This window comes from Amycolatopsis roodepoortensis (assembly GCF_014873915.1).
Classification (GTDB): Bacteria; Actinomycetota; Actinomycetes; order Mycobacteriales; family Pseudonocardiaceae; genus Amycolatopsis; species Amycolatopsis roodepoortensis.
In genome coordinates, this window is sequence record NZ_JADBEJ010000007.1 from 28614 (window position 1) to 40790 (window position 12177).

12 protein-coding genes are annotated in these 12177 nt (G+C 67.9%); 5 read left to right on the forward strand and 7 right to left on the reverse strand.

Going from position 1 to position 12177, the window contains the following annotated elements:
• Window positions 1-69: 69 nt before the first annotated feature.
• A complete protein-coding gene (locus H4W30_RS37370) occupies window positions 70-576 on the reverse strand; it encodes a hypothetical protein (protein ID WP_192747080.1) in 507 nt (168 codons plus the stop codon).
• Window positions 577-808: 232 nt separating this feature from the next.
• Here H4W30_RS37370 and H4W30_RS37375 point away from each other — a divergent pair, with 232 nt between their 5' ends.
• From H4W30_RS37375 to H4W30_RS37385, 3 genes are all read left to right on the forward strand, one after another.
• Window positions 809-1381, forward strand: coding sequence for a hypothetical protein (locus H4W30_RS37375; protein ID WP_192747081.1), 573 nt, complete (start codon window positions 809-811; stop codon window positions 1379-1381).
• Window positions 1382-1607: 226 nt separating this feature from the next.
• Window positions 1608-2348 carry a hypothetical protein gene (locus H4W30_RS37380; protein ID WP_192747082.1) on the forward strand — a complete coding sequence of 247 codons (741 nt, stop codon included), beginning with the start codon at window positions 1608-1610 and terminating at the stop codon, window positions 2346-2348.
• Window positions 2349-2538: 190 nt separating this feature from the next.
• The gene (locus H4W30_RS37385) at window positions 2539-3648 is read left to right on the forward strand and encodes a hypothetical protein (protein WP_192747083.1); all 1110 of its coding nucleotides are present in this window, start codon (window positions 2539-2541) and stop codon (window positions 3646-3648) included.
• A 60-nt stretch (window positions 3649-3708) separates the two neighbouring features.
• On the opposite strand, the gene H4W30_RS37390 is transcribed toward H4W30_RS37385, so the two are convergent.
• From H4W30_RS37390 to H4W30_RS37410, 5 genes are all read right to left on the reverse strand, one after another.
• Window positions 3709-4155, reverse strand: coding sequence for a hypothetical protein (locus H4W30_RS37390; protein ID WP_192747084.1), 447 nt, complete (start codon window positions 4153-4155; stop codon window positions 3709-3711).
• A gap of 914 nt (window positions 4156-5069) precedes the next feature.
• Entirely contained in the window at window positions 5070-5825 is a 756-nt protein-coding gene (locus H4W30_RS37395) for a hypothetical protein (RefSeq protein ID WP_192747085.1), read from the reverse strand.
• Between the two features lie 123 nt (window positions 5826-5948).
• Entirely contained in the window at window positions 5949-6215 is a 267-nt protein-coding gene (locus H4W30_RS37400) for a hypothetical protein (protein ID WP_192747086.1), read from the reverse strand.
• 7 nt (window positions 6216-6222) lie between these two features.
• Window positions 6223-7536 carry a coiled-coil domain-containing protein gene (locus tag H4W30_RS37405; RefSeq protein ID WP_192747087.1) on the reverse strand — a complete coding sequence of 438 codons (1314 nt, stop codon included), beginning with the start codon at window positions 7534-7536 and terminating at the stop codon, window positions 6223-6225.
• Between the two features lie 433 nt (window positions 7537-7969).
• Window positions 7970-8383 (reverse strand): hypothetical protein, encoded by a 414-nt coding sequence (locus H4W30_RS37410; protein WP_192747088.1) that lies wholly within the window; start codon window positions 8381-8383, stop codon window positions 7970-7972.
• A 265-nt stretch (window positions 8384-8648) separates the two neighbouring features.
• On the opposite strand from H4W30_RS37410, the gene H4W30_RS37415 reads away from it, so the two are divergent.
• On the forward strand, window positions 8649-8969 hold the full coding sequence (locus tag H4W30_RS37415) for a hypothetical protein (RefSeq protein ID WP_192747089.1): 321 nt from the start codon (window positions 8649-8651) through the stop codon (window positions 8967-8969).
• A gap of 146 nt (window positions 8970-9115) precedes the next feature.
• Complete coding sequence (locus H4W30_RS37420; protein WP_192747090.1) at window positions 9116-10207, forward strand: tyrosine-type recombinase/integrase; 1092 nt, start codon at window positions 9116-9118, stop codon at window positions 10205-10207.
• An 11-nt stretch (window positions 10208-10218) separates the two neighbouring features.
• Here H4W30_RS37420 and H4W30_RS37425 read toward each other — a convergent pair whose 3' ends face one another.
• Window positions 10219-12021, reverse strand: a complete 1803-nt coding sequence (locus tag H4W30_RS37425; RefSeq protein WP_192747091.1) for a hypothetical protein — start codon at window positions 12019-12021, stop codon at window positions 10219-10221.
• Window positions 12022-12177: the final 156 nt, after the last annotated feature.

Below are 12177 nucleotides of genomic sequence, written 5' to 3' on the forward strand. Positions count from 1 at the left end.
TGCAGGCTGTATCACCCCGGCCGAGGTGCCTTTGTGGTCCGGGTTTCAGGCGAAGTGATACAGCCTGCATCACTTCGGGGGCGTTGTGGTCCGGGTTTCGATGGGCACGACGGCGGCGGCGAGGGCGCCATCGAGCAGCGCTTGTTTGAGCGCGGGAGGTGCGCCGCTGTGGCTCTCCCAGTCGGTGAGGTACCGGGTTCCGAGGATGAGCGCGGCCATGCCCGCTTCTTGGGCGGCCGATATCCACCGAGGTCCGGGAAGGATCTCGGTGTCGGCCTCGGGTCCGCGCGGGGTGGTGAACTCGAGCCGGCCGCGTCGGCCGGGGCCGGTGTGGGTGAACCGGAGTCCGTAGCCCGCTGGCGCTGCCGGGTAGTTGCGGTTCAGATCGGTCACGAGATCCCAGCCCTCGGCGAGGAGCGCCGCGAGGCGGGAATCCCGGCGGTCCGGTCCGTGCCAGGTCGCGGGTAGCTCGGCTCGGTAGGAGAGCATCACGAGCGGGTAGGCGCGGGCCGCGGTGCCTTCTCCGTACGTCCAGCACATCGCGACCACGTCGACGCCGCTGGCGTCCTTCGTCATCTCGACCCTCCCCTTTGCGCGGACCTTGGCGAGCTGCGCCAGGTCCCCCATCTTCGCGGATCCGCGGGCGTTGTGGTCCGGGTTTCGTCCGGCGCGGCGAACGGCATTCGAGTGATGCGGAAGGCGCCCCGTTCCGAGAGGTGATGCAGCCTGCATCACCTCAGCCGGTTTGTGGTCCGGGTTTGGCGCAAACCGGCCTCATTTATCTTGCAAGATAAGTTAGACTGATCCTATGTCGAAACTGCTGGTCGTGGCGGTCGCTAGGGGGGTTGTCGACAGGGTGGCCGAATCCGTTGACCCTGAGGCTTCCGAGTGGTGGGCCGCCGAACTGGATCGGGTCAGGGCGATTCGTGCTGCGACCGAACGTCGTGAGGCTCGGGCGGCGCTGGAAGAGGAACGGGACCGCCGGCGGCGGGGCGGTGAGCACAACGACACGAACTCGGCGGTGGTGCTGTATCAGCTTCTCGTCGAGCTGGATTCGCGCGGCTGGCTTCACCGGGATTGGGATCCGGTGGAGCCGGGGCACGCCCGTCTGGGTGGCCGCCCGTGGGGGGTGCAGCGGGGTTCGCGCGGGGAGCTGCCGGAGCGCTTGCAGGTGTGGCTTCCCGAGGACGTGTTCGAGGTGCTGCGCCGGTCGACGTGGCACGTTTCCGCGCCGTCCGTCAGGCGCTTGCAGCAGCTCGCCTCGCTCCCCCGTCCCTTGAGCGAGGCCCAGGTGTACGAGGCCGCACGGCTTCGGCGCGAGGTGGTCACTACTGCGGATGTGGTGCGGTCGGCGGCGAACCGGCTTGAAGTCGCTCATTAATCTTGCAAGATAAAAATCTGGGCGTGGTGTTTCTCTTCGCGCTCGGGGTTCCTCGCTATGCTTTGTGTTGGGCTAGCGCACAGCCCGTCTGTCGTTTCGCTCGGCGCCCACACCGTCGGCGGCACCTCGACCAAGGTCTTTGATCGCGCGAAGAGCTCCCTTCACCAGGTTCGTTTGTCGTCGAGCTATCAGGTGCGGGGTGTGGGTCCGTGCCGGAAGAGTTCGGATGACGTACAACGACCCGGAAAAGGGCAGGGTCCGGGACCGGATACAGGTCACGGGGGAGCGCTACGCGAAGGCGCGTCGCCTTCTGCTCCAGCGCCCGGCGCCTACCGCCGATGAGCTCGCCGCGGCCGACGCGGTCACCTTCGATCCGTACGCGGGTCTGGATTCGCAGTCCGGGGCGTTGCCGGTTTGGGCGGCGCGTTCGATGGGGCTCGTGGCCGGTGCTGGCCCGGATTGCTTCGTGCTCGACGTCGCGGACTCGTTCGGGCCGGCTCCGGGTGCGGCGGGGAAGCTGGCGATCGCGGCGCGGGGGTTCACCTATCGGGGCCTTCCGGCGGTGGTGCTCGAGTGCGTCGAGATCGTCGAGGGACACGGGAAGATTCCCGGTGCCTGGTGGCACAGCTTCGGAATCAGGCTGGCCGATGCCGGCTGGAGCTATTCGGCCGTCGGCGACGGCCAGACGCTGGATTGGCTGGCCGAGATCACACCGGATCCGCGATCGCCCTCTCGCCCGGTTCGTTTGCGGGTGACCGATCCGCTCGGCGCGGTCGTGTTCGATGGGCCGTTGCTGGTCTCCCCGGGCTGGCAGGCCCGGACACGCGTTCATCCGGTCGGCCTGCTGGTGGTCGCTGGCCCGGTCTCTGGTGCACGGGTCCCCGCCACGTTCGATGACGCCCTGGTCGACGAGACGCTCGGGATCGGGAATCTCGTGGCCGCGCGGCTTCCCGTCGATTTTCACTGACGTCCGGCTGCCCGATCCGGGGTGATGCAGCGTGCATCACCCCGGATCGGGCAGCCGCTGTTCCTCATCCCGGCGCCGGGGGCTGGCTTGATCGTCGGCGTGGTCCGGCGCCGGTCCTGCTCTGCACCCCCAGAAGATTCCTCGTCCGTCAGGTCGGTAGACGACGGACCAGAAACGAAAGGTTGAGCTCGTGCCCGCTGTTCACAAACCGAAAGTCGACTACGGCCCGGTCCAGCTGCGCAAGCATCTCGGCATCGCGGAATGGCAGTTCAACGCGCTGCTCCGGCACGGTCATCTCCCGCCGTCGACAAACGGCCGGTGGCTGGCGGAGGTCGTCGACGAGCTTCAGGCGCGCCTTCCCGAAGCGCTGGCGGCGATCGGAACGCAGCCGCCTTTGGGCGCATCGCGGTGCGCCCAGCTGGCTGCGGAGTGGCTGGATCTCGACGTCGACGGGCCCGATATCGAGGAGCTGGCCGAGCGCGGCTTGCTGGCGCCCGCGGCGGACTATCTCGGCAAGACGATCGAGTACAAGGGCTGGCCGCTGTTCGACGTGCTACAGGTTCGGGAGGTCGTCGAAAGCGAGCGGGCGGTGGTCGAGGACCTGGTGGCCGAGCGCACGGCGTGGATCGCGTCGTCGCGCGGCTGGCGCGAAGTCCGTGACGAACTGGGTTGGTCGTTCGAGGAGATGCTGCGGGTCATGCGGGAACGCGGCATTGTCCCGGGCAGGTTCAAGCGGATCGCGAACGCTGACGCGCAGGCCTTGCTAGGAGACGAGGACCTGGACCAGTCCGTGCGGGGTGCTCGGCTGGTCGGCGGCCGCGAGGCGGCGCGGCTCGCGGAACTGCGGCCGGTCGACTTCCGGTATTGCCGTGCGGCTGGGTGGATCGCGCCGGCGTCGTCGATGGAGGTGAAGGTGTCGCGGGGCAAGTGGGTCGACGTGCCGCTGTTCCGGGTCGCTGACGTGGAGGCGCTGGTGGTGACTCTGGCGGAGATGCCAGGTGTGGACCTGGAGGCGCTGCGGGGGCTTGGTGAGCGGGTGGCGTCGCCGTTGCGGGAGCTGGTCGCCTTGCCGACGTCGCGCGGGGTGTTCGTGCGCGGGTTCGCTGCGGACCTTGGTACTCGGCACGGGGTCGAGGTCGAGGCGGTGTATTCGGATCGCCGGGACCGGTGGACGTTGTCGTGGACGCCGAATGCGGATGGTGAGCCGACTGTCGAGGCCGTCCGGAAGGCGATCGTGGACGACGCGGACCTGCGTCCGTACGCCCGGCAGATAGACCTGAACGTCGTCGACGAGGCCTGACGATGGCCTCGGGAGGTTGGGGTGATGCAGGCTGTATCACCCCAACCTCCCGAGCGGCGCTCACGCCTGTGCGGTGTGGCGGGTGACCGGGATCTCGCCGACGAACAGGCGATCGTCGCGTTCGAGGTAGCGGTCGAGGGCGGCGAGGTCGCCGGTGAACGGGGCCGTTCCGAAGGTGACGATGACGAAGCGCTGCTTGATGGCCGCGTCTGTCCATTCGGGGGTGACGGGCCGGGTCAGGTCTCCGTCGTCGCCGTAGAGGACGTGGACGTCGGAGCCGCGGAGTTCGGCCCTGGTGATCACGGCGGGTATGTCCGGCATGACGCCGTTTTTCAAGGGGCGAAGCCCGAGCAGTTCGGCGAGGAGTTCGACGCCTTCGGCTACTGCGGTGGAGGAGCGCGGGGAGAGGAGCAGGTGAGCGACGTCGGTGCCGTTGATCGGGTGTTCGCCGACCCAGCCCGTGAGTCCTAGCTCACGTGGGTCTTGGGTGGCTGGTGAAGAGGCCATTGGACTTCCCTTAGGTCGAGGTCAAGGGAAGACAGAGGGAGCGGCCGCGTGTCGTGCCGCTGTTCTGTCTCCTCAACCCCGCTCCGGCGGGGACCACGATGGCGTTGAGCCATCCAGAAAAAGCCGTCCGAGACGAGTACGGCCCTGTGTGTGGAGTCTATCCGGCGGCGGCCGGACAGACTTCGCGTGATCCAGCCTGCATCACTTGCGTGACCGTTGAGGCGGTGGTTCAGTTGCAGCCGATCGACGCCAGGGTTTCGATGGTGGCGCGGTCGGCCGGTGTGACTCCGCGGTTGTTGAACTCGGCGCGGGCGAGCGAGGGCCAGGGTTCATCGGTCGAGACGAACCGAAGTTCCCGGTTGCCCTCAGTGCTGTGGAGGATGATGGTCCCGTTGTCGAGGCTGATCCGCGCTTCGGGCTTTTCGGGACTGATGAACTCGGTTCCGACGAGGCAGCTGCCTCGGTAGGTCTTCGCCTCTTCCCACGGTCCGGCTCCGAATGGGCCGCCGCCCGGAGCGCCGAGGCTGACGAGTTCGTAGCCCGATGAGCACGGGGGCGAAGAGCGCGGCGCAGATCGTGGCCTCGGTTCGGGGGAGACTGGACAGCGCTAGCCACCGCCCGATCGCGCCGCCGAGGAACCCGGCGCCGGCGACCAGCACGAACCACAAGGGCATGGCCACGTAGTAGCGCCCGCTCCAGGTCATGAGCGCCGTCCCGAGCGCGAAACAGGCGCCCCAGCCGATCGCGAGGCCGAGTGAGCGGCTGCCAGTGCTGGCGGGGCGGGTGATCGCCTTTATGTTCACGTGGCAAAAGTCGCAGATAGGCAGGCGACAGATACGAGGATCTGGCGTTTTCGCTCGATCGTGTCGCGACGTCGAGGCCTGCCGGGGGTGATGCAGGCTGTATCACCCTCGTCAGGGTTGTGGTCCGGGTTTTGGTTCGAGGTCGAACCCTTCATCTCCTCGAGGGCCTCCAGCGCCCCGAGAGCGATTTGCGCGGCGGGCGCGTTGGCGGCAGGTCGCGCCGCAGTACTTACGGGGCCTGCCGGTGTCGGCGGTGTCGATCGCGTTTTGGCAGCCGGGCGCCGCGCATCGTCGCTGTGGTCTGGTCGCTTCGGCGTGCAGTTGGTCAGCCAGTGCGGACAGCCGGATCGCGGCGGGCGCTGGGTAGGCCAGCTCGGCGGCCGGTCGCACCGCGGCCGCGAGCTGTTGGGCCAGTTGCGCGAGGAATCTTGGTTCGGGAAGCAGGCGTTCGGAACGTTCTCGGATCCGGCGAGGAGTGTTCCAGTCCGGAAGTGCGGCGGCGGCGAGGTCTTCGGCGATCTCGACGGCACGCTCGGACAGGGCGTCGAGTTCGTCCGGGGCGAGCGGGCTGATCCTGCCGAGTCGCCTGAACTCCTCCGCCTGGCCGCTGGCGTCGGTGAGACGGGCGTGCTCCAGGGCGAGCGCGGCCTGCCGGGCAAGTGGCCGCATCTGGCGGATGAGCTCAGCAAGGAGTCCGAGATTCCAGCCCCGACCGTCGCGTTCCTCCAGCAACGTCGGGTCGACCTTAACGGCAGCAACCGCGATCTCTACCGCTCGCACTCCCCGAGCACGGGCGCGATCCAGTACCGGCTCCCCGGCGGGCAGCTTATTGGCCCTGGCGGCCAGCGCCGTCAGATCTTCGACCACGACACCTCGTTTCGTGACAGATTTCGTGACGCTACTGGATGCCGGTTCGGGGGTGATGCAGGCTGCATCACCCCCGGCAGGGTTGTGGTCCGGGTTTCGGGAGTGCGGCGCGAACCTCTTGGGCTAGGACGTGGCAGGGCCGGGAGGCGTTGCCCGCGCTCGGCGGGTGAGGCCGGAGTAGTAGGCGCTTGCCGCGGCGGGGTCCTGGTGTTCGAGGAGTTCGATGGTGAGGACGGCCGCGAGGGCGTCGGTGAGGGATTCGGCTGGCCGGATCGTGGCGGTGAAGGCCTGGTAGCGGACGAAGGTGCTGCGGCCGTCCTGGATGACCTGGTGTTGTTGCCGGGGGTCGAGGTAGTTCCACCGCGCGAGTGCTGGGATGGGGTCGGTCATGCCGGGCCTACTTGGTGGTCGGGTTGTCGGTTGGCTGGGGGTCGGACTGGGCTGCCTGCTGGAGGCGGTCGAGTTCCGGTTTGAGCCGCGCGAGCTCTGCTTCGGCGTTGGTGGCCCGGAGACGGACAGCTTCGAGGGTTTCGGTGATCGCGGCGAGTTCGTCGCGGTGGACGTCCGTCATCCGCGTGACGGCCTCGCGGTGCGCGGTGTTGAGTGCGTCGAGGGTCGTCTTGTGGTCGGCCCGAAGGTCGTCGACGACGGCCTTGTGGTCCTTCCGCATCTCGGCACGGACGCTGTCGAGCTCCTTGCGGTGCTCGGCGCGGAGGTCGCGCATCTCGTCGCGCGCACTGTTGCGGTCAGCGATGGCGGCGTCGCGGGCGCTGGTGGCGACGGCGACGTCGGTGGCGGCCTCGGTCTTCACCTTCTCCGCTGCGGCTTCAGCCTTCCTGACAGCCGCTGCGGCGTCGTCCTGGGCCGCTTTCACCGCTCGTTCAGCGTCGGCCTTGGCCTTGGCTACCTTGTCGTCGGCGACCTTCTCGGCCTTGGTGATCTTCTCGGCGGTGTCCTGCTCAAGCTGTTGCATGGCCTCCCGGACGTCGTTTGCGGCCTTCTCGGCGGCCGTGACGTCTGCGGTGGTCTTCTCCTGGAGCTGCTGCATTTCCTTCCGGAACTCGTCGGTTTCGTTCTCGAAGTTCTTCGCTCGGGCGTTGGCCTCTTTGGCGATCTCGACGGCTTCCGCGAGTTCTCCGGCGACCTGGTCGAGCCGCTCGGCCATGGCCTTCTCGGACGCCTCTGCCTCGCGGCGGGCATCGTCGTGCTCTTCGACGAGTTCGCGCATCTCCTTCTCGAACTCTCGTTCGGAGGCCATCCGGTCCTCAAGGCTTCCGGCCTCCTTGACCGCCTGGATGAGGTCCGCGGCAACCTGTCCGATCTGGGCTTGAGCGGCGCCAAGCGCCTCCGGCACGGCGGCGAGCCTCTCGTCGAGGTTGAGGCGTTTACGAGGGCGGTCCGGGGTACTGGCGCCGGCTACGGCGCTGAGGTGCTGGCGCTTCGTCGTTCCGCCGTCGAGCTTCGCCCGCTCGGCGAAAGCGGTGTCCTTGTTGTGGGGGACCCCGGATACCGGGTCGTTCTGCTCGCAGTAGCGACCGGGGCGCCCGGTCTGCTGCGCTCGTCGCGGTTCCCGATCGCAGCCGTGAGGCCACGCGCACCTCTTCGGCACACGGGCCGCCGAGCCGCTCGTCCCCCCGGCCTCGCCGCTCACATTCTGCTGATCATCGATGCCCATGCGTAGCATCGTACCGTTTAGTTTCGTTTTCCGCAACTTTAGTTAAGTTTGGTTTAGTTTGATTAGTTATGTTTCGCTAGCTAGCGAAACATAACTATATGCAATAGCGAATACATCAAGGCGCGCGAAGGCCTCGCCGCCGTGCGTTTCGGCGTGTTCGGGGCGAGCCCGGCCGGGCAGGCTCCGCCGGACGGGTGAAGTCGACGACGTGAGCCCGGAGAAGCCCGGGGAGAGCGGCGCAGCGGGCACCGAGCCGGGCGGGCCCTGCGCGAGTGATGCAGCCTGGATCAACTCACCATCGGCGGCCCGGCAAGGCGTTGCCGGATGGCGTCGGCGCCGCGGAAAACGCTGGGAGCGTTGCGCTCGTCAGGGAACCAGCTCGCTCAAGGGTGGGCAGCACGAAGGTGTAGGCGGATGCTCGGGCGAAGGTGATGCAGCGTGGATCACTTCACGGGCATCGCGGGGAGCCCTACCTTTCGGTTGCTTCCCATGCTTCGCGGTCGACAACGCCCCAAATCTCGACGGGGAGGCCGCCGGATCCCCTGGGGGACATGAAGGTCAGCGTGCCGGGCCCGTACTCGCGCGGTTCGAGTTTCAGGAGCTTCGCCCAGACGTCGAGCACCGCGGCGATTGTGTCGGGACGGTGGTCACCTGCGGCGGCGAGGCCGACAAGGCGTTGTCCGCGCCAGGGCTCCCAAGGGTCACGCGGCTTGAGCTGCCAGTCCAGCGGCTTCGCTCCGGCTTGGTCGGAGCCCCAGGTGTTCAGGACTTCCGAGACGTCCCGGTGTAGGGCCTGCTCGTTGCGGTGGACGATGGGCGCGAGAAGGTCCCCTAGGGCACGCGCGGCGCCGGCGGTGCCGTCGGCCTCGTCCGCGTTGGTCATCGCTGGATCCCCCTCGGACATGAGCCTTCGCTGATCGGTCTCCACACTATCGCGCAGCCCGAAGGCGACGAGTTCAGCCGTGACCCACCGGGGTTTGAGCAAATCCGGGAGAATTCTATGCACGCTGCATCACGAGAAACGTCACCGTGACGAAACGAGGGTGGGTGATCCTTCATCGCCAGAACACCCCTTCCGGCGCGTCTCGACCTTCTGAGTTGTGGCGATAATGCCTTTTATCGCCACAACTCACTGCTAGGGTCCCCGCATGGGTGATCAGTGGCAAGACGAGGCGGCCGAGTTCGACGACAACGAGATCGTCCGTCGCCTGCGCGTCGCTTCGGCCGAGGCCGTGATGGCGGCCATCACGGTCGGCTATCTGAACGGCCTCGATGAGGCGGCCCGTGTTGGTCCGGTGAGCCGGGCGGAAGCGCTGTTCTATGCCGAAACCAATCTTGAGCGATGGTCGTCGAGTCGGGAGCGCGGCATCCGCGAGGCGGCGAACGCCGGCGAGCCGCTGGATCGGCTCGTCCGGGCCAGCGGGATGCGTTCGGAAGAGGTACAGAGGATCATCGACGCCGCCCGGTGAGGGCCCCGCGCCCGCGGGCGCGGGTTGACCGCTCGACGTCGGCTCGAACGGAAATCTGTCGGCATGGCGTGGTAGACCTGCTCCGAGCAACGGAAGCGATGCAGCCTGCATCGCCTGAGCCGAGGGCGACGGTTCGGATGGTGGAGATGGCGAGCGCGCTGGTACTGGGCGAATCCCGCGATGGCTGGTCGGGCTGGGACGGGTACGGGAAACAGCTGAACGATCTGACAGAGGAGTGGCTCGAAGATCTAGCGAGGCAGTCGCGTCACACCGCTCGGGCGTACGGCCGGGATTTGGGCTATCGCATCCCGGTGAGCAACCCGGATCGTACGGGCGCTCGGTCGCCGTTGCTCGGCGGAATGAGTTGGTGGGCCTGGGTTTCCTCACGCGGCTTCGACCCGCTGACGGTCCCCGAACGGGAAGTGAAACGGTGGCTGGGCGCGCTGGACGACGCGGGTTACAGCGCGAACACCCGCGGCCGCGCGCTGGCCGCCGTCCGATCGTGGTACCGGTTCCTGCTGAGTAAGAACGCGTTCCATGACGTGATGACGGTTTCGCCAGCGGCCGGTGTTTCCGCTGCAGCGCAAGGGATTCACCTGCCGACACATTCCCCGACGATCAAGTTGACGCCCGATCAGGGGGCCGCGATGATCGCGGCCGCGGACCGGATGAAAAGCCCGATGCGGCTCCGTCACTCGGCAACGGTGGCGCTGCTGATCACCACTGCGGTGCGGGTCGGTGAGTTGTGTTCGCACGCGATCCAGGATCTGACCTATGACCAGGGAAAACGCAAGATCCAGGTGCATGGCAAGGGTAAGCGAGTCCGTATGGTCGCTGTGCCCGATCTCGCCGACGTCCGGCTGTCGAGGTACCTGGACAGCCGCCCGGACCTCAAGGTGGTGGTCCGGCGCGGGCACGCCGGCGCCCGGGAGCGAGTTCCGTTGCTGATGACCAGGAACGGAAAGAAGCTGGCGCGTAACGAAGTGTGGCGTCTGCTTCGCCACGTGGCAGAGTTCGCCGACTTGCCGCCGGAGGTCGCCGCGATGATGACGCCGCACGCGACCCGGCACAGCGCAGCGACGTTCGCCCACCTGTCGGGCGCGGACATGGAGCAGATCCGTTTGCTGCTGGGCCACGCGGACATGCGGACGACACAGCGCTACGTGCAGGCCTCCGGCGCTGAGCTTCCGAACGCGGTCGCTTCGATGCTCCACGCGGTGATGCCCGGCGTAGCGTGATCCAGCCTGCATCACGCGGCCTCGCTGAACAGCTGCAGCTGGCCCCGCTTTCGGCGGGCCGCGGTGCCGTCGAGCCATGACCGGTCACGCATTCCCAAGTGGACGGTGATGGGCGCGGTCTCGAGTTGCGCGCGGTCGGATGCGGACTCGGTGCCGCTTCGTGCGCGCTGGGCGGCCTGGCCGAGGTTGTCACGGTGGTTCAACCAATCGAACCAAAGGCGCCGCTCGTCCGGTGCGACGCGCCCGAGGAACGCCCTGCGCTGCTTGCGTTTCTCGTCCTGTACGTCTGGTGGGAGTGCGTCCCATCGGGCTCGTTGTGCCCAGAGGCTTCGGGCCGCTTTGGCGGCGGGGTGCTGGCTGGTGGACCAGCGTTCACCTGTGGTTTTGGTGGCGTCTTCCAGGGTGCAGCGCAGTTTCCAGCGGAGGCGTTCGCGGGTGTGGTGCAGCCGCATCGCTTCGGGGTTGGCGGAGCCGTAGGAGCGGGGGGTGGGGGTGTACCACCTAGTGGTCTGCTTTTGGGGAAGTGCCTGTTCAGCACGGGATCCGAGGGCGTAGCGGTGACAATGGTCGGCTCCTCCGGCGTACCGCTCGGGAATGGCGATGACACCGTGTTCGGTGAGCTGAGCTTTGACCTCGATCGTCACTCCTTTTGAGACACAGGCGCGCTCGGCGAGGCTCCGGACGTCGATGCTGCCGTCGCGGCTGGTGATCGCAACGGCGAGCGCGTCGATCACGGCCCGGATGCTCTTTTGGCGCTGCGGACGGAATCTCGCGATGAGGTCGGCGGCCGCGTCGTGCATGGCGGTCCGGGTACGTTCGAGGTCGGCGGCCGCCGTCTCGGCGTCCTGTGTGGACTGTGGGGCGTCGAGTTCGGTGAAGCGGCGGGCGCGGTGCTGGGTCGGGTCGGCGGCGCGCTCGACGGCGGGCTGCCAGTAGCGCGCCCTCCAGCCGTCGCGGCCGAGCTTGCGGGCGCGGGCGGTACTGGCCTGGGAGGCGATTTGCCAGGCGGCGGATTCGTCTAGACCACGCTCGGCGGCGATCTCGGTCTGCGCCCGGAACCACATGAATTTGCGGAAATCGACCTGCCCGCGCGCGATGACCCGGCTGTCTTCCAGGATGGCCCACGTCTGGGCGAAGGTCAGGCCGTTCCGGATCGCCGCACAGGTACGGCGGTACTCGCGCTCGGATGCGGTCTGCTGCTCCGGGGTGCGGCGGCTGGACAACGACGGCCGAGGCGGGCTTTTCGGGGCTCTGGCGGGGCGTGTGGACGTCGTGGGGACGTCGGCGGGGGTCAGGGTGCCGTCGAGGACGGGCGCGGCGTAGCCGAGCCGGTGCGGGGCGCTGAGGAGCCGGAACGTGCGCGGAACACGGAGTTCGGCACGCACGCCGTGGCGTTCAGCGGCGTCCGCGACGTACGCGGCGTAGGCGTCCAGGAGGTTGTCCGGGACGCGCGCAAGGACGTGGTGGCCGCCGGGGCGTCCGGACGCGCGGACCAGGTACGCCAGGCCGTAGCCGGTGATCCAGTCGCGGAGGTCGTCGACGAGCGCTGTCCCAGCCTCGGCGAGGGCTCCGGTATCGGCGGGGTCGACGTCGACACCTTCGATGCCGGGCCGGAGGGTACCGGCGAGCGTGACGGCGTCCTCGCGCTGATGCAGCACGGAACGGGCCGTGTCGAGTTTCCGGCGTGTGGCGATGCCGTCGTTGTGCCTGTTGAGGACGATGAAGGGCCCGATGAACAGGGCCTGGTCGAGTTCGTCCAGGTGCCCGGCGGTGTGCGCACTTGCGCCGGGTGGTGCCTGCGGGTCGTGCGACACGCGGGCGTGTTTTCCGTCAGACGTACCGTCTGACTCAGGGTGTGCGCTACCCTGGGGGCAGCGTTCCACCGCTGGACCTCCATAGCTGGGTACCGGTGGGGCGCTACGGGAGACGGTGCTGGCAGGCGGGTCTCCCCAGACTTCCGGGGGCTCGCC

Bases quoted from the DNA above. Each gene is read 5' to 3' on its own strand.
- H4W30_RS37400 (WP_192747086.1), bottom strand. From the start codon at position 6,215: ATGACCGACCCCATCCCAGCACTCGCGCGGTGGAACTACCTCGACCCC.
- H4W30_RS37420 (WP_192747090.1), top strand. From the start codon at position 9,116: ATGGCGAGCGCGCTGGTACTGGGCGAATCCCGCGATGGCTGGTCGGGC.
- H4W30_RS37370 (WP_192747080.1), bottom strand. From the start codon at position 576: ATGACGAAGGACGCCAGCGGCGTCGACGTGGTCGCGATGTGCTGGACG.
- H4W30_RS37410 (WP_192747088.1), bottom strand. From the start codon at position 8,383: ATGACCAACGCGGACGAGGCCGACGGCACCGCCGGCGCCGCGCGTGCC.
- H4W30_RS37380 (WP_192747082.1), top strand. From the start codon at position 1,608: ATGACGTACAACGACCCGGAAAAGGGCAGGGTCCGGGACCGGATACAG.
- H4W30_RS37390 (WP_192747084.1), bottom strand. From the start codon at position 4,155: ATGGCCTCTTCACCAGCCACCCAAGACCCACGTGAGCTAGGACTCACG.
- H4W30_RS37415 (WP_192747089.1), top strand. From the start codon at position 8,649: ATGGGTGATCAGTGGCAAGACGAGGCGGCCGAGTTCGACGACAACGAG.
- H4W30_RS37375 (WP_192747081.1), top strand. From the start codon at position 809: ATGTCGAAACTGCTGGTCGTGGCGGTCGCTAGGGGGGTTGTCGACAGG.